Raw genomic sequence first — 21,754 nt, forward strand, 5'->3', positions numbered from 1 at the left:
CTTACCTGGTGGCTGTGGTGGGTCGTCCCGCGCGGGCGGTTCCCCGCGACAGGGCGAGGCCCAGGCCAACCATTGCCACGCCGAGGACGAAGTGCAGCCAGTCGTCCGCAATGTTCACCGGGACAAAGTTCGCTGCCGTGTCCTTGCCGATCAGCAGGCCGTAGATCCAGAGGACCAGGTAGATGGCACCGCCTCCCACCAGGTAGTTCCTGGACTGCGCGGCGCTGCGGGCCATCGCGATGCCAGCCGCGCCGAAGAGCAGGTGGACGATGTTGTGCAGCACCGACACCTGGAAAATGCCCAGCAGCAGCGCTTCCGAACCATGTCCGGCGAAACCCAGGGCCTGGTAATTGGTGGTGATGCCGGGAATGAATCCCAGGAGGCCCACCAAGAGGAAGACTGCACCCACTGCGAGGGTTACCTTTTGAATGTTGGTCCGGTCCACCGCGCGACCGTCGGAACTCATGCTTGTCATGATCTCTCCTGTTTGCCGTTATGTTCACACCGTGGCTGCCGGGCTGCCACCTGACCATAGACTTAAACCCCGACATCATAAGTATACTTAGTAAGTGCGTTGCGGATAGATGAGGATTCATAACAGACCCATCACAAATGGCCCACCGGGGCCTGGAGCAAAAGGCAGGATGAGCAGGCATGACGTCGATTTGGTTGGATCGGGCGGACACCTTCACAACAGACCCGTTCGAGCCCGGAAGCAGTTATGACACCGTGGTGGCAGGAGCCGGGCTCACCGGCCTCGTCACGGCACTCCTGCTGGCCCGCTCGGGGCAGAAAGTGCTTGTCCTGGAGGCCAGGTTCCCCGGTGCCGTCACCACAGGAAACACCACCGCCAAAGTGTCCCTCCTCCAGGGGACCTTCCTGTCGCAGCTCGCCCGCCAGTACTCGCAGAAGCAGGTGCAGGCATATGTGGACGGCAACCGCGAAGGCCAGGCCTGGCTCCTGCGCTACCTCGACGAGAACGGGGTGCCGTACCAGCGGAGGGACGCCTACACCTACGCTGCATCCCCCCAGGGCACGGAAAAGCTCCGCGAAGAGGTCAGTGCCGGCACCACCGCAGGGCTGGACATGGAATACGTGCGCGACGCCGGGCTGCCGTTTGCCGTTCACGGGGCCGTGCGCCTGGCGGACCAGGCACAGATCAACCCGGTAGAGGTGCTGGACGTCCTGGTCTCCGACATTCGCAGACGGGGAGGATCGATCGTGGGCGGCGTGCGGCTACAGGACGTCACGGGCTCCGGACCCGCCACCGTCCACACAGCCCGGGGCGACGTCACCGCCAACGAGGTGGTGCTGGCCACCGGCACCCCGGTGCTGGACCGCGGCCTGTACTTCGCCAAGCTCACACCCAGCCGCTCCTACGCGGCGGCACTGCAGCTGCAGGAGGACCAGGCGCCTCCCCCGGGAATGTACCTCTCGGTGGAACAACCCACCCATTCACTGCGGGACTATGAGGCGGACGGCCGGCGACTGCTGCTGGTGGGCGGGCACGGACACCACGTGGGGAGGGCCAGGTCCGAGAAACACCAACTGGGCAGCCTCCTCGACTGGGCCGTCCAGCACTACCCCGGCGCGGTTGCCACCCATACCTGGTCCGCGCAGGATTATCTGCCAACCAACCTCATGCCCTTCTTCGGCAAGTTCCCCCGCGGCAAAGGCCATATCTACTTCGGTACCGGCTACAACAAGTGGGGCATGACAAACGCGGTGGCCGCGGCCGTCGGAATTTCCGCTGACATCCTGGGCGGGAACGTGCCGTGGGCGGACACCATCCACCACCGCGTCACCGCTCCCTCCGGAGCCCTGTCCGCCGTCGCCCTTAACGCGGGAGTGGCAGCCAGGCTGGCCTCCGGCTGGGGACAGGTGGCTGCCCAGGGCCTGCGGAAGGACAGGGAGGACCAGGCTGCCGGGCCCGCGTCGGTGGTTCCGGCCGAAGGCGAAGGCAAGGTTTACCGTGAGGGACCCAAACCCGTGGCGGTATCCACCGTTGCCGGCACCACGTGCAAACTGTCCGCCGTATGCACCCACCTCGGCGGGATCCTGCACTGGAATGACAGCGAGCTGACGTGGGACTGCCCGCTGCACGGCTCCCGCTTCAGCAGCGACGGAAAGCTCCTGGAAGGGCCCGCCACCAGGGATCTTCCGGCCGCAGGAAAGGCTTGAGCCGGGCATCGGGGAGGCCGCCGGCATGGCCGGAGCATGGCCGGCATCAGCGTCGGTGGCTTGGGGCATGATGGAGGCATGATCCAGGAACAGGGCGGTGCTGCTCCCATGGCACAGTTCAGCCGGCCCACCAGGGACTGGTTCCTCGGTGCCTTTCCAGGGCCAACGCCCGCACAGGAGGGTGCCTGGCGCGCCATTTCCTCAGGTTCGCACGCCCTGGTGGTGGCTCCCACCGGCTCGGGCAAGACCCTTGCCGCTTTCCTTTGGGCGCTGGACCGGCTGCTCGCCGCCCCCACGGCAGAAACGGAGGCTGCGGAGCGCCATCCCGCCGGAGCCGGCGCTGCCGCTGCCACCGGGGAAAAAGGCCCGGCCAAAGGCAGGCGGACACGCGCCCCGAAGCGCAAGACCCGCGTCCTCTACATCTCGCCGCTGAAAGCCCTGGGCGTGGACGTCGAACGGAACCTCCGCTCGCCGCTGATCGGCATCACCCAGACCGCCAAGCGGCTGGGCCTGCCGGCACCGCTCACCACCGTGGGCGTGCGCTCGGGAGATACGACGGCCGCGGACCGCCGCACGCTGCTGGCCAGCCCGCCGGACATCCTCATCACCACCCCGGAATCGCTGTTCCTGATGCTGACCTCCAGGGCACGGGAAACGCTGACCGAAGTGGACACCATCATCATCGATGAGGTCCACGCCGTGGCCGGTACAAAACGCGGCGCCCACCTGGCCGTCTCACTGGAACGTCTGGATGCCCTGCTGCCCAAGCCGGCGCAGCGTATCGGCCTGTCCGCCACCGTGGAGCCCAAGGAGCTCGTGGCGCAGTTCCTGGCAGGTTCGGCACCGGTGGAGATAGTCGCCCCGCCCGCCAGGAAGAACTGGGACCTCACAGTCTCGGTCCCCGTGGAGGACATGTCCGATCTTCCCGGCGCTGCCGGCGCTTTTGACTCGGGCCCCGCCTCAGGACTGCAGCCGCAGGCATCCATCTGGCCGCATGTGGAAGAGAAAATCGTGGACCTGGTGCTCGCCAACCAGTCCACGATCGTCTTCGCCAATTCCCGCCGCCTGTCCGAGCGGCTCACGGCACGGCTCAACGAGATCTACGCTGAGCGGCAGCTGGCGGCGGTGGGCGGCGGCTGGGATGGTCCGGACGCCCAACCTGCGGCACCAGGGGTTCCCGCCTCCACGGCCACGCCGGCGCACATGATGGCGCAGGCGGGAAGCTCGGCGGGCGCGGATCCGGTGCTGGCCCGCGCGCACCACGGCTCGGTCTCCAAGGACCAGCGTGCACTCATTGAAGACGACCTGAAGTCCGGGCGGCTGCGGTGCGTGGTGGCCACCTCATCCCTGGAACTGGGCATCGACATGGGTGCCGTGGACCTGGTGGTGCAGGTGGAGTCGCCGCCGTCCGTGGCCAGCGGCCTGCAGCGGGTGGGCCGCGCCGGCCACCAGGTGGGCGAAGTCTCCCAGGGTGTCCTCTTTCCGAAGCACCGTGCCGACCTCGTCCACACAGCCATCACCGTGGAGCGGATGCTCGCCGGCAGGATTGAGCGCCTCAGCATCCCCGCCAACCCCCTGGACATCCTGGCCCAGCAGACCGTCGCCGCCACCGCCCTGGGCAGCATCGACGTCGAGGAATGGTTCGCCACCGTACGGCGCTCCGCACCTTTCGCCTCGCTCCCCCGCTCCGCCTTCGAAGCCACCCTTGACCTGCTGGCCGGCCGTTACCCGTCAGACGAATTCGCCGAGCTCCGTCCCAGGATCATCTGGGACCGCAACGCGGGCACCATCGAGGGCAGGCCGGGGGCTCAGCGCCTGGCCGTGACCTCCGGCGGCACCATCCCGGACCGTGGCCTCTTCGGCGTGTACATCATCGGCACCGAGGTGGAAGGTACCGCAGCCCCATCCGCTGAGGGCAAGCCGGCGCCTGCGCCAAAGGGAGGACGGCGGGTTGGCGAGCTGGACGAGGAAATGGTGTACGAGTCCCGGGTGGGGGACGTCTTTGCCCTGGGCGCGACGAGCTGGAAAATCGAAGACATCACGCACGACCGCGTGCTTGTCTCCCCTGCCTTCGGCCAGCCGGGCAAACTTCCCTTCTGGAAGGGCGATTCCCTGGGGCGGCCCGTGGACCTGGGGCGCGCCCTCGGCGCGTTCGTCCGCGAACTGTCAGCGTCCGACGTCGGCCCGGCCACCGAGCGCTGCGAGGCGAGCGGCCTGGATGCCTTCGCGGCAAACAACCTGATCCAGTACCTCAAAGAGCAGAAAATGGCCACCGAGGTTGTACCGAACGACACCACGCTGGTGGTGGAGCGGTTCCACGACGAGCTGGGCGACTGGCGGGTGATCCTGCACAGCCCTTTCGGCATGCCCGTACACGCGCCCTGGGCCCTCGCCGTCGGGCAGCGGCTCCACCAGCGCTACGGGATGGACGGCTCCGCCATGGCCGCCGACGACGGGATAGTGCTCCGCGTGCCCATGATGGAGGATGAGCCGCCGGGAGCGGAGCTGTTCCTGTTCGACCCCGAGGAACTGGAGCAGATCGTCACCGCCGAGGTGGGCGGCAGCGCGCTCTTCGCGTCGCGGTTCCGTGAGTGCGCCGCCCGTGCCCTGTTGCTGCCGCGGCAGACCCCCGGCAAGCGCCAGCCGCTGTGGCAGCAGCGGCAGCGCTCCGCGCAGCTGCTCGATGTTGCACGGAAGTACCCGACTTTCCCCATCGTGCTGGAAACCGTCCGTGAATGCCTGCAGGACGTTTACGACCTTCCCGCTTTGAAGGACATCGCGGCGTCGGTGGAGCGGCGCGAGCTGAGGATTGTCCAGACCACCACCTCCCAGCCGTCGCCGTTCGCCAAGTCCCTCCTGTTCGGGTACGTGGCACAGTTCCTCTACGAGGGCGACTCCCCGCTGGCTGAGCGCCGGGCTGCCGCACTCGCCCTCGACTCCACGCTCCTCAACGAGCTGCTGGGGCGGGTGGAACTGCGCGAGCTGCTGGATCCCAAGGTCATCGAGGCCACCGAGCGCGAGCTGCAGCGGCTGGCCCAGGACCGGCGGGTGCGGGGAATGGAGGGCGTCGCCGACCTGCTGCGGCTCCTTGGCCCCCTGGCACCGGAGGAAGTAGCCGCCCGGCTGGAACCTGCCCCGTCGGTTGAGCCTGCCCCGTCGGTTGAGCCGGCTCCGGTGGTTGAGCCTGCCGAAACCGGGCCCACCCACGCCGAGCCCACCAACACCGAGCCCACCAACACCGGGCCCACCAACACCGGGCACGCCCAACCCGCAGAAGCCGCCGCCCACCTCACCGCCCTGCAGCGGGCCAACCGCGCCATCAAGGTAAACATCGGCGGCGTGGAACGCTTTGCCGCCGTTGAAGACGCCGCGCGGCTCCGCGATGCCATTGGCGTTCCGCTGCCCATGGGCGTCCCGCTCGCCTTCATCGAGCCCGTGGCGGACCCCCTCGGCGACCTTGTTTCGCGCTACGCCCGCACGCATGGACCCTTCACCGCCGCCGAGGCCGCAGCGCGGCTGGGCCTGGGTGTGGCAGTCGTCAGCACGGCCCTGAAGCGCCTGGCCGCGGACGGGCGCGTGGTGGAGGGCGAGTTCCGGCCGCATGCCGCACAGCCGCAAGCCACCCGGGAGGGCAGGGTCGGCGGCGAAGCCGCTCCCGCCGATGGTGTGGAACCTGGTGTGGAACCTGGTGGTGTGGAACCTGGCCCCCAGCCGGCTGGTGACGCGCCCCCGACGCTCCTGCCCCCACATGCTGCCGTCAGCGAATGGTGCGACGCCGAGGTCCTCCGGAAGCTCCGCCGTCGATCGCTGGCGGCCCTCCGCGCGGAAGTGGAACCGGTGGACGCGGCAGCCTACGGGCGCTTCCTGCCCGCCTGGCAGCATGTCCGCACCCCGGGCGCCGGCCGCGGCCAGCCCTCGCTGCGGGGCCTTGACGGCATCATTACGGCCGTTGACCAGCTCTCCGGAATTCCTGTTCCGGCATCCGCCTGGGAGCCGCTTGTCCTCGCCAGCAGGGTGTCCAACTACCAGCCGGCCATGCTGGATGAGCTCATGGCCGCCGGGGAAATCCTCTGGTCCGGCGCAGGCGCCCTGCCCGGGAATGACGGCTGGATCAGCCTCCACCTTGCCGACTCCGCGGAACTGACCCTGAATCCTGCGGCCGAGTACGAACCCGGTGCTGCCCAGCAGCGGCTGCTGGACCACCTGCGGAACAACGGCGGCGGCTACTTCTTCCGGCAACTGACGGACGTCGCCGGCGGCATGGACTCCGTACTCAGCGACCAGGAAGTGGTCGCGGCGCTCTGGGACCTGGCATGGGCAGGCCGGATCACCGGGGACACCTTCGCCCCGGTCCGCGCCCTGATTGCCGGTGGGCATACAGCGCACCGGCAGGTGGCGAGGGCACCGCGGGCCAGGGCTCCGCGGCTCAGCAGGCTGGGCCGCTCGCACGGCAGCGGGCTCATGGGTTCGCCGGGGCTGGCGGGCGGGCGTTATGGCGGGTTGGCCGGGGCGGCAGCAACCCCTCCCATGGCTGCCGGCCGCTGGTCCGCCCTTCCGCAGCCGGAACTCGACGCCACCATCCACGCCCGCGCCACTGCCGAACTCCTGCTGGACCGCTACGGCGTGGTCACCAGGGGATCGGTGATGGCGGAACAGATCCTGGGCGGTTTCGGCCTGATGTACAAAGTCCTGGCCAGGCTGGAGGAGGCCGGACGTTGCCGCCGCGGCTACTTCATTGAGCACTTGGGCGCGGCCCAGTTCGCCGTTCCGGCAACTGTTGACCGGCTGCGCTCGTACTCGGAGGACAGCCAGCTGGCCAAGCCCGAGCCGGTTGCCCTGGCCCTGGCCGCCACGGACCCTGCCAACCCGTACGGTGCAGCCCTTCCCTGGCCCGCCCTCCAGGACGACGCCGGCACCGGGCACCGTCCCGGGCGGAAAGCCGGCGCCCTGGTGGTGCTGGTGGACGGGGCGCTGGTCCTGTACGTGGAGAGGGGCGGGAAGACACTGCTGGCCTTCAGCGACGATGATGCCGTCCTCGCGGCGGCAGGCACGGCCCTGGTGGGCGTGGTGACCCGCGGCGCGGTGGACAAACTGATCATGGAGAAGGTCAACGGCCACGGCATCCTTGACACCCCGGTGGCTGCAGCCCTCAGCTCCGCCGGCGCCTACTCCACCCCGAAGGGATTGAGGATCCGTGCCTGAGGGCGACTCCGTCTGGCGGGCAGCCAACCAGCTGCACCAGGCACTGGCAGGGCAGGCACTGCTTGCCTCCGATTTCCGCGTTCCGCGCTTCGCCACGCTGAACCTGGCCGGCTGGACCGTGGCCGAGGTGGTCCCGCGGGGCAAGCACCTGCTGATGCGCGTGGTGGGACCGGATGACAAGAGGCTCACCATCCATTCCCACCTGAAGATGGAGGGGACATGGCAGGTCTATCCGCCCGGGGGGAGGTGGCGGAAGCCCGGCTACACGGCCCGGTGCGTGCTGCGCACCGCGGCTGCGGACGCCGTCGGATTCTCGCTGGGCATCGTGGAAGTGGTGGCCACCGCAAGCGAGGATTCCATCGTGGGATTCCTGGGCCCGGACCTGCTGGGCCCGGACTGGGACGCGGACGAAGCCGAACGGCGGATCCGATCCGCCCCGGACGTTCCGGTGGGAGTGGCCCTCCTGGACCAGCGGAACCTTGCCGGGATAGGCAACATCTACCGGTGCGAGGCCTGCTTCCTCTCCGGGGTGCACCCAGCCTCCCCGGTGTCCTCCGTGGCTGACCTGCGGACCCTCATGACCGACGCGAAGCAGCTCCTGGAAGTCAACCTGGGCCCCGGCCGCCGGGTCACCATCCTCAACGCCAGGGGCATGCCGGTGGGCAGGATGGCGGGGCGGCCCGGCTACTGGGTGTACCGCAGGGACCACCAGGCCTGCCTCAAGTGCGGAACGCCCATCCGGCGCGGGGTGCTGGGCAAGCTGGACGGGGACGAGGAACGGGACATCTACTTCTGCCCCACATGCCAGCCATTGTTGGCCTAGGATTCCCGGCCTCCGCCTGCCGCCTCAGTTGGTGCTGGGAAGCGGCTCAGGGGCTGCGCTTCGGGAGTCGCCGCGGCTTCCGGCGTCGGCGTGTGCAGCGGGCACCATGAACGCCGGCAGCAGCAGCTGGACCAGGGGGCCGATGGCAAGGGCGTACACAACGGTTCCCACTCCCACGGAGCCACCAAGGAACCAGCCGGCGGCGAGGACCACAACCTCGATCAGCGTGCGGGACACCCTGACGGACCACCCGGTGCGCCTGGCCAGGCCGGTCATCAAGCCGTCGCGTGCGCCGGGACCGAACCGGGCACCGATGTAGCAGGCGGAAGCGACGCCGTTCAGCAGCACGGCGCCGGCAAGCAGGCCGATCTGTCCACCCAGGTGGGAGAACGCCGGGATCAGTACGAGACCGATGTCCGCGAAAACACCAACCAGGACGGCGTTGCAGAGGGTCCCGAACCCTGGCCACTGCCGCAGCGGAATCCATAGCAACAGCACCAGGAAACTGACGATGATGACCACCACGCCGATGCTGAGCCCGATCCTTCCGGCGACGCCCTGGTGGAAGACATCCCACGGGTCCAGGCCCAGTCCGGCGCGGATGAACATGGCGAGGGAGAGGCCGTACATGGCGAGGCCGGAGAAGAGCTGAAGGAGTCTGCGGGGCAACATACCCACGACTCTGGCAGAGAACTGGCCTTGATTTACATAGCCAGTCTGAAATACTGGCCTGATGCCATCCCTTACCGCCTCCGGCCTTTCCCGTCTTTTGGGCGGGTGGAACGTAGGTGCAGCAGCCGCTTACCGCGAACTGGCCGACGTCGTACGCCTGCTGGTGCTCGACGGACGCGTGGCCCTGGACACGGCCCTGCCCAGCGAGCGGGCGCTGTCCGAAGCCCTGGGCGTCAGCCGGACCACAGTGACTGCCGCCTACGCCCTGCTCCGCGACCAGGGTTTCCTTACCGGCGGCCAAGGCAGCAGGAGCCGGACACGGATCCCGCCGCTGACACCGGCAGGCACCACGGTGTTCACAGGCCCCGCACGCAAGGACCCGGCGCTCACCGCCCCCGGACTGGCTGCCCCGGAAGGACTGATCGACCTCGCCTATGCCTCGCTTCCCGCCAGCGGAGAGGTGGTGCACCGCGCGTTCGCGGCGGCCCTCACCGAGCTCCCGGCCCTGCTCCCCGGCTTCGGCTACGACGCCATCGGCCTGCTCCCCCTGCGTGAGGCAGTGGCGGCGCGCTACTCCGCGGCCGGAGCGCCCACCACCGCGGACCAGATCCTGGTGACGTCGGGCGCGCAGCATGCCCTCAACATCGTCCTTCGCGCGCTTGCCGGCCGGCAGGAACGGGTGCTGGTGGAGCACCCCAGCTACCCGAACGCCCTCGATGCCATCCGGGCGGCCGGGTGCCGGCCCGTTCCGGTGGCATTCTCGGGGGGCCGGCCGGGGTGGGACATGGACAGCATGCAGGCGGCACTGCAGCAACAGCGGCCCAAGCTGGCGTACGTGGTTCCGGACTTCCACAATCCAACGGGCCAACTGATGCCGGACTTCCAGCGCCGCCGGCTGGCCCGCGCGGCCGCGGCTGCCGGTACCGTCCTGGTGGTGGATGAGACCCTCCGGGAGCTGAACCTTGACGGCATCGGGACCACGCCCGTCGCGGCGTTCAGCCCGGCAGTGGTAACCATCGGCTCGCTCAGCAAGTCCCATTGGGGCGGCCTCCGCACAGGCTGGATCCGCGCTACTCCGGACCTGGTCCAACGGTTTGCAGCAGCCCGGACCTCGCTTGATCTCGGCGGACCCCTGATGGAGCAACTGGCCGCCGCCCACCTGGTCAGGGCCCTGGACGAGCCGCTGCCGGCCCGGATAGCCGCGCTCCGGGACAGCCGGGCGGCGCTCCTGGAACTCCTCGCCGGCCACCTGCCCGAGTGGGAGGCGGCGTACCCTGCCGGCGGCCTCTCGGCGTGGTGCAGGCTGCCGGCCCCCATCAGCACTGCGCTGACGGTCATTGCCCCCGACTTTGGGATCCGGCTGGCGGCAGGGCCGCGCTTCGGTGTTGGCGGTGCCTTCGAACGCTACCTCAGGGTGCCCTTTACCCTGCCGCCGGATACGCTGGAGGCCGCAGTACTGGCCCTGCGTTCAGCGCAGGACCGGCTGGATGCCGCCCCGCAGCTCCGGCGCACCCTCAGGAACGCCCCGGCCGTGGCCATTGCCTGACCCGGGGACGCCAGCCCTACGCGTACACCTTCGCCAGGAAGTCGCCCCATGCCTTGGCGGTGGCTTCGGAATCTCCTTGGCCGCTGAAATCATGGACTGTCATCCCTACGGGTGCGCCCCACGCGTTGCGGCCGAAGAAGCGGTACATGGCCTCGGACGTCCGAACGCCAAGGAAGTGGTCATTGGAGAAGTCCACTTCCCCTGAAAGCCTCCCCACGCCGTCGAGCTCCACATCCACGCGGGAACCGTCCTCCGCGGACGGTATGCCCAGTGCGCCGCGCAGGCGGGCAAAGCCGTCAGCGGCCTGGGACGCTGCCGGCGCCTGGATGTCCGTGAACACCACGGGCTTTCCGTCGAAGTACCGCAGGTACTGGCCCAGGGTATGGAGGTAGAACTCGGTGTGGCGGGAGGCGCCGTCGTACTGTTCGTCCCAGTTGTCCGCAAAGATCCCGCTGTGCACGTAGTGCAGGCGCGCGCGGCCGCCGTCGAGCGGTTCCAGGACGTGCTCCAGCTGGTTGAACCAGCCATCCGGCCCCTCAATCCTTGACACGAGGTGCGTCGGGTATTCCTTGACGGTCTTGACGTCGGGCCACTGGTCCGTGGGGAACATCCACGCAGGCGTTCCGGTGGTCACCGCCTCCCACACGCGCTCCGGCGTGCCCGGAAGCTCGGTGTCGCAGACGATTTCGAAGTTGCGGTTGTCAGTCATTGTCCTGCTCCTTGCCTGAGGGGGTTTCCATGGTTTCTTTGACCGGCTTGAGGACGGGATGAAGGGCCACCACCAGGCGGTGCCGCCGCCCGCGGGGCGCGTCGCCGTCATGGTATTTGTCCACCAGCCGGGTGACTGCCACGCCGAGCTCCTCGGCGAAGGCTGCGCGTTCGGCCGCGGTGCGGAAGGTGACTTCACCATCCACCGCGAAAGTGGCCAGCTTCTGGCGGGCTGCGGCCGCACCGGCAATCAGCTTGCCCAGCTCCTGCACCATCCGGCCTGCAAGCGCCAGCAGCCAGAATGCCGAGAAATGGCTCGAAAAGCGGCCCGGATCCGGAGAGATCGAAGCCAGCGCCTGGGGCGAGATCAGGTAGGACGAGGCCTTGGCCTGGAAGATGCGCTCGGTCACGTTGCCCTTGCGCCGCTCCTCCAGCAGCTCCACCAGGCCGTGCTTCTCCAGCGCCTTCAGGTGGTAGTTGACCTTCTGCCTCGGCAGCGCCAGCCTGACCGCGAGCTGGGTGGCCGATGCCGGCTGGACCAGCTCCCGAAGGACCCGGGTACGGATCGGATCCAGTGACACCTCGGCCGCCGCCGGGTCCTCAATGACCGCTATCTCCAACATGCTTCCAGTATGCTTACCGACAATTTTTATTGTCAAGAACTTTTATATCGTCGGACTCGGGTTCGCCACCGGAAGGGGCGGAAGGGCAGCAACGCGCGCCGGTAGAATGGACCGGTGATGCAATCCCCCCTTCCCGTGCGCGACGGCGTTAACGCCACCCGCCTGCGCCTGCCGGAGGAGGGCCCCTGGGACACGGCCATGGACTACATGATGCACCGCTGGGGGCACATCGATCCGCAGGGCATCGAGGACAGGTTCGACGCCGGCGAGATCGTTGGCGAGGGCGGGGTACCGCTGGACCGGGCTACTCCCCTCCAGGACCACACTTTCATCTGGTACTACCGCAGCCTGCCGCCGGAGACGCGGATCCCGGTGGACACCACCATCCTGCACCAGGACGAGCACCTGCTGGTGGTGGACAAGCCGCATTTCCTGCCCACCACCCCGGGCGGCACCTATATCCAGGAGTCGGCGCTGGTGCGTCTGCGCAACCAGCTGGAGCTGCCGGACCTGATCCCCATGCACCGGCTGGACCGCATGACCGCCGGCGTACTGCTGTTCTCCACCAATCCGCAGACCCGCGGCAAGTACCAGGTGCTCTTCGAGAAGCGCCAGGTGCAGAAGGAGTACGAGTGCGTGGCCGCCGCCGAACCTGCGCCGGGCCACGCCGCCGTCGAATTTCCCGTGGTGGTCCGCAACCGGATGACCAAGTCCCGCAGCTACCTGCTCGCCGAAGTCGTGGAGGGTGAGCCGAACGCCGAAACGCGGATCGAGCGGCTGGAAACCTTCGACGCCGGAGCTTCCCCGGGTGCCTCCGGCGCCACAGTCGCGGCATCAGGCAGTCCCCGGCGACTGGCGCGGTACCGGCTGGAACCGCACACCGGAAAGACCCATCAGCTGCGGGTGCACATGGCTTCCCTCGGCCTGGGCATCATCAACGACGCCTTCTATCCGGACCTGCTGGACAAGGCGCCGGACGACTACAGCCGGCCGCTCCAGCTCCTGGCCCGCGGCATCCGGTTCATTGACCCCATCACCGGGAAGCCGGTTGAGTACCGCAGCGGGCTTGAACTCAGCGCGGCCGGCCCGGCCCGCAGCTGACCGGCCGCTCCTGGCCGCTTTCGTCCTCTGGATGGCGGGTGCCGGCGGGACTATCCTGAGGGATACCTGGGCCAAGGCAAGGAAGCACAAATGGACGCGCTCATCGAAATACCCGGCGATCGGACAGCCGCCCGTTCTGCCTACGCGGCAGCCGGGCTGGGCGCGGTGGGAGTGGCCACCCTGGGCGCCATGTTTGCCGTGGAAGTGCCACGCAACGGGCCCTACGTCTTCGGCACAATCAACGACGCAACTGGCGCCTTGTTCAACCTGGCGGCCATCCCCGTGATCCTCCAGGTCCACCGCCGGCTGCCCCGGACGGGTGCGTCCGAAGCCGCAAAATGGGTTGTCACGGCCTCCTGCGCGGCCGGATCCGCAAGCTCGTTCCTGCTCGTTTCCAGGCAGCTCGACTTCAAGAGTTCCACCGCCATCTCCGTCGCGGCGATGACCGTCCAGGCCGGCTGGTTCCTGCTGGCACACCGGAAGCTCCTGGCGTCCGGCGGGTACCCGCGAAACCTCGCCCGCCTGGGACAGGCCATTGGAGGCACACTGCTGGTGGCGTTGCCGGTGGCTGGCCTGACCTGGGCGGAGCAGCTTCCACGCTGGATCCGCTACGGCATCGGCGGGACAGGAGTCGCGGCGGGAGCAGCCGCCTGGGTCGCCTGGCCGTACTGGTACTTCCTGGCCGGCCGGCAGTTGGGCCATGGACTTCGGCAGCGCTGAGAGCTGGGGGACGGCGATCTATTTTTGGATCATCCCCGTGGTTCTCGGTGATGCCATCTTCCCGCCCGTTCCCTCCGAAATGGTGGTGATCACCGCCGGCGCCCTGTCCGCGGACGGACGTGCCAACGTCTTCCTGGTGGGAACACTCTCGGCCGTGGCCTCCTGGATCGGCGACATGGTGGTTTTCCAGCTCTTCCGGCGGCGGCTGAGCCACGTGCTGGACCGGTGGAAGTGGGGCCGGCGGGTCCATCAGGGCATCCACGAGGCCATCGCCAAAGCCGGCCGTTCCTCCACCTACGGGACCATCATCGGTGCAAGGTTCATCCCGGGCGGCCGGCTGGCCACCTCCGCCGCGGCCGGCATAGCCAACGTCTCCGTGGGGGGATTCAGCCTGTGCGCAGGCATCGGGGCGGTGCTGTGGGCATGCTGGCTGGTGGGCCTGGGCTACTTCACGGGCTCGGCAACCAAGCTGCCGTTCTGGGCCAGTTCGCTCATCGGGGTGGCGCTCGGGCTGGTGGTGGGCGCCGCCGTCGGCATTATCGCCACCCGGCGCCGCGGCAGCCGGTCTCCGGTGGAGGAACCCGGGCCGCTGGGCTGACCGCCGCACGACCCGGGGCGCAGGATGCCAGAGTGGTCCTAGACAGGTGCCCAGCGGCCGCGGTTCCGGCGCAGCACAGTGAGCGAACCCGTGAGGGCAACGCGTTCGACGGCGTCCCGCATCATGGCTGCCGATTCCCGCGCCTGCTGGTTCTCGCCGCTGTATTCGGTTGCCTCCACAAGGAACCGCAGGTTCAGCTGCGGCACGCCGCCGGCGATCTGCAGCTGGTTCGACTCCACATGATGGCGCAACCCCAGCGCTTCCACCGCAGCGTCCATCACGGCTTCGGGCGGGTTGCCCGGCCGAAGGCCCGTGATCTTCAGGCGGGTCTGGAAGGAAGGCATGCCTTCAACCCTAATCAATAGCGCCGGTGAAAAGCCCGTCCGGCAGTGGAAGCACATCACCCATGGCGGTCTCCGGCACGGCGGGACTAAACTATTCCCGCGGTCTCATCGTCAGTATCAACAACGAGAAAAGAAGACGGAACATGAGACGGAATATCCTTCGCGCTTTTGCAACCACATTTGCAGTCCTCTTGGCCTCGATTTTGGGTATAAGTGCCGCTTCGGCAGGCTCGGAGAAGAACGCCCTGGCGGCTGTGCGCCAGGCCACCGTCCAGTATCATAACGTGGACGCAGCCATAGCGGCCGGCTACCAGGCAGTGGGTGAATGTGTTCCAGGCATGGGTTACCACTACGTCAAATTCAGCCAGTTCGGCCTGATGGACCCGATGGTCCCGGATGCACTGACGTACGCAGCCAACAGCGCCGGCCAACTCAGGCTGGTGGCAGCAGAATGGTTCGAGGTGGACGCGGACCAGAACCTGGGAACCGACAGCGACCGGCCCTCCATGTTCGGCAAGGCATTTGACGGCCCCATGCCAGGCCACGCCCCCGGCATGCCGATCCACTACGACCTCCATGCGTACCTCTGGCAGGGTAACCCGGACGGCGTGCTGGCAACCTACAACCCGAAGGTCCGCTGCCTGTAGCGGCAGCAGCGGCTACTTAGGATGCGCATCACTTTTGGTTGCTCCCGGCACCGGGAAGCAACCAAAAGTGGTGGCGCAACGCCAGAAGGGCCTAGCCCGTGTTCCGGAGCCCGGCTGCCACGCCGTTGACGGTGATCAGCATGGCGCGCTGGAGGCGTTCGTCAATTTCGGCTCCGCTGATGCCGTCAGCGGCGTCAGCCGCCTCAGCCCGGACGCGGCGCAGGAGCTCCACCTGCAGGTAGCTGATCGGATCCAGGTACTGGTCCCGGATCTCGAGTGAACGCTTGAGCGTGGGCTGGGCGTCCAGGAGCAAGCTTTCGCCGGTCAGGTTCTGGACCTCGGCAACGGTCAGCTCGTACTCCTCCCGGATGGACCGGAAGATGTGATGCAGTTCCTCGGGGACGAGGGTGGAGACGTAGTAGCCGGCGATGTCCAGGTCCGTCTTGGCGAGGGTCATCTCCACGTTGGAGAGCACCGACCGGAAGAAATGCCAGTTTTCCCACATTTCCACGAGCTGGGCCGCGTTCCCGGCCTCGCGGGCCGCCTTCAGGCCCGAGCCCACGCCGAACCAGCCGGGGACGATCTGGCGGGACTGGGTCCAGCCGAACACCCAAGGGATGGCACGCAGGCCGCCGAGCCCCGCACCGGAATCCGGTCGCTTGGACGGCCGTGAGCCGATGTTCAGCGAGCCCAGTTGCTCCACCGGGGTGGACGCCATGAAGTAGGCCGGAAGGTCGGGGTTGTCGATCAGGTTCCGGTAGCGGTCGAAAGCCGCGTCGGAAATGGTCTCCATGACGTGCCCGTAGCGTTCCCGCTGGTCGGCGGAGGTGCGCGGGTCCTTGTGCAGGGCCGAGCCCTGCAGCACTGCGGCCAGGGACAGCTCAAGGTTTTCGCGGGCGAGCTCGGGCAGGGAGTATTTGTCCGAGATGACCTCGCCCTGTTCCGTGAACTTGATCTCGCCTTCCAGCACGCCGTTGGGCTGCGCCAGGATGGCATCGTACGTGGGTCCGCCGCCGCGGCCCACGGACCCGCCGCGGCCATGGAACAGGCGCACGCGCACGCCGTGCTTGGCGGCGACATCCCGCAGCTTGCGCTGGGTCTTGTGGATCTCCCACTGGCTGGTCATCACGCCGGATTCCTTGTTGGAGTCCGAGTAGCCCAGCATGACTTCCTGGACGTCCCCGCGCAGCCGCACCAGTTCGCGGTAGGAGGGATCGGACAGCAGCTGGTCAACGATCTCGGCGGAGGCCCGCAGCTCCTCAACGGTCTCCAGCAGGGGCGCAAACCCGAGCTTGGCGTAGGGCTTCTCGCCAAACAGGTTCACCAGGCCGGCCTCACGGGCCAGGACGGCTGCGGCCAGGACGTCATCCGCGCCACGGGTCATGGAGATGATGTAGGTCTCGATGACATCCGGGCCGTACGTGCGCAGGGCGCGGCGGATCTCACGGAAGACGTCGTACGTGCCGTCAGCGGCGCCGTCGAGCTTGATCGGGTGCCCGGACAGCGGCCGGCGCGAGGCGAGCTCTGAACCCAGCACCTCAAAGCGCTCCTCGCGGCTGAGCTCCGCATACCGCAGGCCGGGGCCGCCCAGGCGGTCCATCAGCTGGCCGACGGCGTCATGGTGGTGGTCGGCGTGCTCGCGGATGTCCAGGGTGGCCAGGTGGAGCCCGAACGACGCGATGGCGCGGCGGACCCGGGCCAGTGCGCCGTCGGCAGCCAGTGACGCCGAGTGGTTGCGGAGCGAGCGCTCCAGCAGTTCAAGGTCCGCGAGGAGTTCATCGGTTCCGCTGTAGTCGCGGCCGTGCTCGTGGTTGGATCCGGCCGCCACCCTCTTGCCGGTGTTGATCAGCTTGGCCTTGATGCAGGTGAGCTTCAGCCGGTAGGGCTCCTGTGCGTTGAGCTCCAGGACGCGCTTGTCCAGGCCCGGCAGGTTCTTCAGGTCCGAGTCGATGGAGTCCAGCAGTTCCTGGTCCGCACCTGCGAGCGCAGTGGAGTTGGACAGGATGGAGATCAGTTCGTCGATCATGCCGATGCTGATGCGCACCGCATGCTGGTTCTGGATCTGGAGGATCTCGCGGGTGACCGCGGCGGTGACATTGGGGTTGCCGTCCCGGTCGCCGCCGATCCACGAGCCGAAGCGGATGGGGGCGTCCTGGGATGCGAGGGTCACGCCGTGTTCGCTGAGCAGGTCCGAGAATTCGGTGAGCATTTCCGGCATTGCGTCGGTGAGGATGCTGCCCAGGTAATAAATGGCGTTGCGGGCCTCGTCCACCGGCGTGGGCCGGACCTGGCGGAGCTCGTCAGTCTGCCACATCTGGTCGATGATTTCGGCCAGCTGGCGGTCCTGGCGCCGGCGTGCAGTGGTGCCCTCGGCGGTGGGCTGGGCCAGCACGTCGGAGAGCTTGCGGATCTTGTCCAGCACGGACCGGCGCGAGGCTTCGGTGGGGTGGGCGGTGAAGATGGGGCGGACGTCCAGTCCGTTGACCACTTCCTGCAGCACCCCGGGGCCGGCCTGGCTGGCGATGTCCGCAATCGTCTTGGCCAGCCAGCCGTCCTTTTCCGCGCGGGTCCGCAGGCCGCGCACCCGGTGCACCTGTTCGGCCGCGTTGGCCAGGTGGAAGTAGAAGGCGAAGGCACGGACCAGGTCGGTGGCCTGCCCGATGGGCAGGGAGCCCAAAAGCTCGCGGACCTGGGCCACGACGTCGTGGGCGCTCCACGGGCCGGTGGCGTCGGCACCGCCGCGGGCGGCTTCCTTGGATTCCTTGGTGAGGAGGCGCACCTGCTCAACCAGGTCAAGGAGCTCAGGTCCGTGCTGGCGGACCAGCGACTCTCCCAGCAGGGTGGAGACGCGGCGGACATCTGCCCGCAGTTCGGAGGCAAGATCGGTTTCGGGATTCATTGCAGTGTGAGCCATGGAAACTATCTTTCGAGGGTTCGGACTTGGCTCGTACACTGCGCTGGATACTGTGAGCCACGTAACTAGCTAAAGATGCTACCCGCAGTGTGGCTGCAGAGGGAATTCGTCTCAGATAATGTCACCGGCCGGGTAGCCGACGTGGCGCTTGACCTGGTTGAGTTCAGCGCGGAGTTGGTCAACTTCAGACTTATAGCCTGTGAATTCTGCCTTGAGCCGCTTGGCGGCCCTGGCGGTGACTACCATGGCCACCAGCGCCAGGGGCACCGAAAGCGCGAGCGCCCAGCCCGCGGCAACAAAGAAATCCAGCGCCACCGGCAACGCGGACCGGAAGTCCACGAACTCGTTGATGCCGTCGGTAACGCCGCCCAGCATCCCTTCCAGCGGTTCCAGGAACTGCCCCACCATCGGTGCGTCAGTGAGCGGAGGCGGGCTCAGTTTTGACTGCTGGTCACCGCCCCAGCGGCCGTCGCCCAGGTGGTTCAGGACGTAGATCCCCGCACCGGCACTGGCTGCCATGAACACCACCAGGGCTGCCAGACCCGCCAGGTCGGGCCGCCGCGGCCGCCACAGGAGGATTGCCACGCCGACTGTTACTGCCGTGATCCAGGTCAGGGCCTTGAGCCATTCGGTGCTTACTCCAGCAAGTATGTCCACGCCACCTATTCAACAGGGCGGACCGTACCAAAGTGGAATGAACGCCGGCACGGGACGGTTGTAGCGTGGGCAACCCGACCGTTTGAAAGGAACCATGGGCACCCACCCCGCAGCGAAGGTGGAGCGCTGGCAGCGCTTCCGCGACAACCGCAACAAGGCCCTCGCCGCCCGCCACGGCTGGCTGGCCCTCACCTCGTTCCAGTGGCTGGAGGGCTCCCCTGCCGCCGTCGAATTTGCCCCCGGGCTCTGGTCAACGGACGGCACGACGGCGGCGCTCACCGCGGTGCCCGCCGACGGCCTGTCGCTGGTGGAGTCAGGGGAACCAGTGTCCGGGACGATTTCCGCGGCCCTCGCCGATGAGGAGTCGCTGATGTGGGTGCAGTTCGGCGGACCTGGCGGGGACCAGGTGGTAGTGGAACTGGCCATGCGGGCCGGGCGCTATGCCATCCGGACCCGCGATTCCGCCTCCCCCGTGCTCACCGGATTCACCGGCGTGCCAACGTTCGACTACAACCCCGACTGGGACGTTCCCGGTCGGTTCGAACCCTATCCCGAACCCGTGGACGTGCCCATCGCCACGGCCAATCCCCTGGTGGATGGCATCCACCGCACCGTGGGCGAAGTCGTTTTCCGCGTTCCCGGGAGCGGCCACGAGTGCCGGCTGCAGGCGGAGGAGGAGAAGCTCGGGGCGCTGACCGTCACTTTCCATGACGAAACCAACGGCGCCGCCCCGCCGGGACAAACGGATGACTGGCGCAAGCTGTCCTTGCCGCGGCCACGAACGGATTCAACCGGAAATGCGACCGTGGTGCTGGATTTCAACCGGGCCATCAACTATCCCAGCGCCTTCACCCCGTACGGCACGTGCCCCATGCCGGTAAGGAACAATTCGCTGGACGTGCGCGTGGAGGCGGGCGAGAAGCCGTACCCCCGCGGGGGTTAGGTGATTGCCGAAACCCCCGTGATGGCGCGGCCCACAATCAGGGTGTTGACCTCGAAGGACCCTTCGTAGGTGTAGATGGCCTCGGCGTCGGAGAAAATCTTGGCCATCCGGTACTCGGTCAGAATCCCGTTCCCGCCCAGGATTGACCTGCCCAGCGCCACCGTTTCCCTCATCCGTGCGCTCAGGTATGACTTCGCGAGTGCTACCTGCGGCATGTCTGCGGCTCCGTCATCCTGCAGCCGCGCCAGCCCTGCCATCATGCCCATGCTCGCCACCGCGTTGCCGAGCATGGTCACGAGCTGCTGCTGGATCAGCTGGAACTGCGCCAGCGGGCGGCCGAACTGCCGGCGCTCCACGGCGTACTGCCGGGCGACGTCGAAGGCGGCCAACTGCTGGCCGACGGCCTGCCAGGCGACCATGATCCGTGAGCCCCGCAGCAGCTCCTTGGTGTCCTCGAAGCTGTTGACGGACGCGAACCGGTCGGCCTCGGCCACCCTGACGTCCGCCAGGAGGATGTCCGCGTTCTGCACCGTCCGCAGCGCAATCTTGTTCTCGATCCGGGTCCGCGTGACGCCTGGCAACGTGGCGTCCACGATGAACCCGCGGACCAGCCCGTCCGCCTCGTCCAGCGCCCACACCAGCATGTAGTCGCAGAACGTCCCGTTGCCGATCCACCGCTTGGCGCCGTTCAGAACCCAGGCGTCACCGTCGTCGTCCGCCTCGCCTGTCACGGAAGAGATGCGCCTGGCCCGCGTCTCCATGCCGCCCGCCACATCCGAACCATGATTGGGCTCGGTCAGGGCGAAGGCACCCGTGATGCGCAAATCCGAGGCGTCTGCCAGCAGCCGCCGCTTCTGGTCCGCGGACCCGAAGTCGTACAGGGCCTGGACAAACAGATCGTGGTGGACCAGGAAGAAGGTGGCAATGGAGGTGTCCACGCGCGTCATCTCTGCAATCACCAGGCCGGCGAACAGATTGCTGTAGCCGCGCTGGGCGGGCGTGCTGAGCTCAAGGGCAGCCAGTTTGGGCAGGATGTGCGCGGGGAACTCGGCCTTGTTCCACCAATCCCCTGCGTACGGAGCTACCTCAGCGGCCAGGAATTCCCGCAGTTCCGCGAGCTTGTCGCGTTCCTTTTGGCCCAGGAGGGATTCAAAGGCGAAGAAGTCCGCGGCGGGCAGCTCCGGCAGGGCCTCGTCCGTCATCTCCTGTGCAGTCACTTCGGGCCCATCCGGATGGCGCCGTCCAGGCGGATGGTTTCCCCGTTCAGCATGGCGTTGTCCACGATGTGCGCCACGAGGTTTGCGTACTCGTGGGGCCTGCCCAGCCGTGAGGGATGCGGCACCTGCGCCCCCAGGGAGTCCTGCGCCTCCTGCGGCAGGCCGGCCATCATGGGTGTCTCGAAGATGCCGGGCGCGATGGTGACCACCCGGACCAGCGAGCGGGCCAGTTCCCGGGCGATTGGCAGCGTCATGGCCGCCACCGCGCCTTTGGAGGCCGCATACGCCGGCTGGCCGATCTGTCCTTCGAAGGCCGCGACCGAGGCGGTATTGATGATCACGCCGCGCTCCGGGCCGCCCAGCACTGTGGTGGCCGGTTCGGTGGCTGCCATGGCTGCGGCTGCGAGGCGCACCACGTTGAAGGTGCCGATGAGGTTCACGTGGATGACCCGGTTGAAGGCCTCGAGAGGAAGCACGCCGTCCCGGCCCAGAACCTTTCCGGGGGTGGCGATCCCGGCGCAGTTCACCACGATCCGCAGCGGGCCAAGGCGGACCGCGGCGTCGACGGCGGCCTGGACCTCGGACTCGCTGGTCACGTCCGCGGGCGAAAAGACGGCGGACCTGCCCGGGCTGCCGGCCGCGTTCAGTTCTTCTGCGAGGGCAGCCCCTGCCGACGACGGGAGGTCAACCAGCAGCACCGAAGCGCCGTCGTCGAACAGGCGCCGGACTGTTGCCGCCCCCAGGCCCGAGGCTCCCCCGGTCACCAGCGCCACAGTGCCGTTGACGTCCATACATCCTCCTTGATGCGCGTCCCCCACGGCAGGCCGGCCACGGAGGTTAGTTAGTGAATGTTAACTG

At 67.8% G+C, this 21,754-nt stretch carries 18 protein-coding genes; 9 read left to right on the plus strand and 9 right to left on the minus strand.

Annotated elements, in window-relative coordinates; genetic code table 11:
• Position 1: 1 nt before the first annotated feature.
• Positions 2-466, minus strand: coding sequence for a DUF4383 domain-containing protein (locus Q9R30_RS07530; protein ID WP_234005575.1), 465 nt, complete (start codon positions 464-466; stop codon positions 2-4).
• Positions 467-654: 188 nt separating this feature from the next.
• Between Q9R30_RS07530 and Q9R30_RS07535 the strand changes: the two genes are divergently transcribed.
• The 3 genes from Q9R30_RS07535 (at position 655) to Q9R30_RS07545 (ending at position 8,206) form a co-directional block, all read left to right on the plus strand.
• Positions 655-2,181, plus strand: a complete 1,527-nt coding sequence (locus Q9R30_RS07535; protein WP_311217214.1) for an FAD-dependent oxidoreductase — start codon at positions 655-657, stop codon at positions 2,179-2,181.
• A 78-nt stretch (positions 2,182-2,259) separates the two neighbouring features.
• The gene (locus Q9R30_RS07540; protein WP_311217215.1) at positions 2,260-7,383 is read left to right on the plus strand and encodes a DNA glycosylase AlkZ-like family protein; all 5,124 of its coding nucleotides are present in this window, start codon (positions 2,260-2,262) and stop codon (positions 7,381-7,383) included.
• Positions 7,376-8,206 (plus strand): DNA-formamidopyrimidine glycosylase family protein, encoded by an 831-nt coding sequence (locus tag Q9R30_RS07545; protein WP_311217216.1) that lies wholly within the window; start codon positions 7,376-7,378, stop codon positions 8,204-8,206. The genes Q9R30_RS07540 and Q9R30_RS07545 overlap by 8 nt, the downstream gene beginning before the upstream one ends.
• 24 nt (positions 8,207-8,230) lie before the next feature.
• Here the strand turns inward: Q9R30_RS07545 and Q9R30_RS07550 are convergent, their stop codons facing one another.
• Complete coding sequence (locus tag Q9R30_RS07550; protein ID WP_311217217.1) at positions 8,231-8,878, minus strand: hypothetical protein; 648 nt, start codon at positions 8,876-8,878, stop codon at positions 8,231-8,233.
• Positions 8,879-8,936: 58 nt separating this feature from the next.
• On the opposite strand from Q9R30_RS07550, the gene Q9R30_RS07555 reads away from it, so the two are divergent.
• Positions 8,937-10,424: a PLP-dependent aminotransferase family protein gene (locus Q9R30_RS07555; RefSeq protein WP_311217310.1), complete on the plus strand. Its 1,488-nt coding sequence runs from the start codon at positions 8,937-8,939 to the stop codon at positions 10,422-10,424.
• Between the two features lie 16 nt (positions 10,425-10,440).
• Here Q9R30_RS07555 and Q9R30_RS07560 read toward each other — a convergent pair whose 3' ends face one another.
• Both Q9R30_RS07560 and Q9R30_RS07565 read right to left on the minus strand, forming a co-directional pair.
• Positions 10,441-11,133 carry an ATPase gene (locus tag Q9R30_RS07560; RefSeq protein WP_104996758.1) on the minus strand — a complete coding sequence of 231 codons (693 nt, stop codon included), beginning with the start codon at positions 11,131-11,133 and terminating at the stop codon, positions 10,441-10,443.
• A complete protein-coding gene (locus Q9R30_RS07565; RefSeq protein WP_311217218.1) occupies positions 11,126-11,755 on the minus strand; it encodes a helix-turn-helix domain-containing protein in 630 nt (209 codons plus the stop codon). The genes Q9R30_RS07560 and Q9R30_RS07565 overlap by 8 nt, the downstream gene beginning before the upstream one ends.
• 117 nt (positions 11,756-11,872) lie before the next feature.
• Here Q9R30_RS07565 and Q9R30_RS07570 point away from each other — a divergent pair, with 117 nt between their 5' ends.
• The 3 genes from Q9R30_RS07570 to Q9R30_RS07580 all read left to right on the plus strand — a co-directional run bounded on the left by Q9R30_RS07570 (position 11,873) and on the right by Q9R30_RS07580 (position 14,174).
• Entirely contained in the window at positions 11,873-12,856 is a 984-nt protein-coding gene (locus tag Q9R30_RS07570; protein WP_104996756.1) for an RluA family pseudouridine synthase, read from the plus strand.
• Between the two features lie 90 nt (positions 12,857-12,946).
• Positions 12,947-13,576, plus strand: coding sequence for a hypothetical protein (locus Q9R30_RS07575; protein WP_104996755.1), 630 nt, complete (start codon positions 12,947-12,949; stop codon positions 13,574-13,576).
• Entirely contained in the window at positions 13,557-14,174 is a 618-nt protein-coding gene (locus Q9R30_RS07580) for a DedA family protein (protein WP_104996754.1), read from the plus strand. The genes Q9R30_RS07575 and Q9R30_RS07580 overlap by 20 nt, the downstream gene beginning before the upstream one ends.
• A gap of 38 nt (positions 14,175-14,212) precedes the next feature.
• Here the strand turns inward: Q9R30_RS07580 and Q9R30_RS07585 are convergent, their stop codons facing one another.
• On the minus strand, positions 14,213-14,518 hold the full coding sequence (locus Q9R30_RS07585; protein ID WP_104996753.1) for a hypothetical protein: 306 nt from the start codon (positions 14,516-14,518) through the stop codon (positions 14,213-14,215).
• 143 nt (positions 14,519-14,661) lie between these two features.
• Between Q9R30_RS07585 and Q9R30_RS07590 the strand changes: the two genes are divergently transcribed.
• Positions 14,662-15,165, plus strand: coding sequence for a hypothetical protein (locus Q9R30_RS07590; RefSeq protein ID WP_311217219.1), 504 nt, complete (start codon positions 14,662-14,664; stop codon positions 15,163-15,165).
• Positions 15,166-15,256: 91 nt separating this feature from the next.
• Here Q9R30_RS07590 and ppc read toward each other — a convergent pair whose 3' ends face one another.
• Together ppc and Q9R30_RS07600 are read right to left on the minus strand one after the other, a co-directional pair.
• Positions 15,257-18,079 (minus strand): phosphoenolpyruvate carboxylase, encoded by a 2,823-nt coding sequence (ppc, locus tag Q9R30_RS07595; protein WP_104996751.1) that lies wholly within the window; start codon positions 18,077-18,079, stop codon positions 15,257-15,259.
• Positions 18,080-18,190: 111 nt separating this feature from the next.
• Positions 18,191-18,736 (minus strand): hypothetical protein, encoded by a 546-nt coding sequence (locus Q9R30_RS07600; protein ID WP_199775316.1) that lies wholly within the window; start codon positions 18,734-18,736, stop codon positions 18,191-18,193.
• Between the two features lie 94 nt (positions 18,737-18,830).
• On the opposite strand from Q9R30_RS07600, the gene Q9R30_RS07605 reads away from it, so the two are divergent.
• Positions 18,831-19,679: a DUF1684 domain-containing protein gene (locus tag Q9R30_RS07605; RefSeq protein WP_311217220.1), complete on the plus strand. Its 849-nt coding sequence runs from the start codon at positions 18,831-18,833 to the stop codon at positions 19,677-19,679.
• On the opposite strand, the gene Q9R30_RS07610 is transcribed toward Q9R30_RS07605, so the two are convergent.
• Positions 19,676-20,881: an acyl-CoA dehydrogenase family protein gene (locus Q9R30_RS07610; RefSeq protein WP_311217311.1), complete on the minus strand. Its 1,206-nt coding sequence runs from the start codon at positions 20,879-20,881 to the stop codon at positions 19,676-19,678. The genes Q9R30_RS07605 and Q9R30_RS07610 overlap by 4 nt on opposite strands.
• An 11-nt stretch (positions 20,882-20,892) precedes the next feature.
• On the minus strand, positions 20,893-21,687 hold the full coding sequence (locus Q9R30_RS07615; RefSeq protein ID WP_311217221.1) for an SDR family NAD(P)-dependent oxidoreductase: 795 nt from the start codon (positions 21,685-21,687) through the stop codon (positions 20,893-20,895).
• Positions 21,688-21,754 lie beyond the last annotated feature (67 nt).

This window comes from Arthrobacter sp. AB6, from assembly GCF_031844545.1.
In the GTDB taxonomy this organism is placed as follows: Bacteria; Actinomycetota; Actinomycetes; order Actinomycetales; family Micrococcaceae; genus Arthrobacter.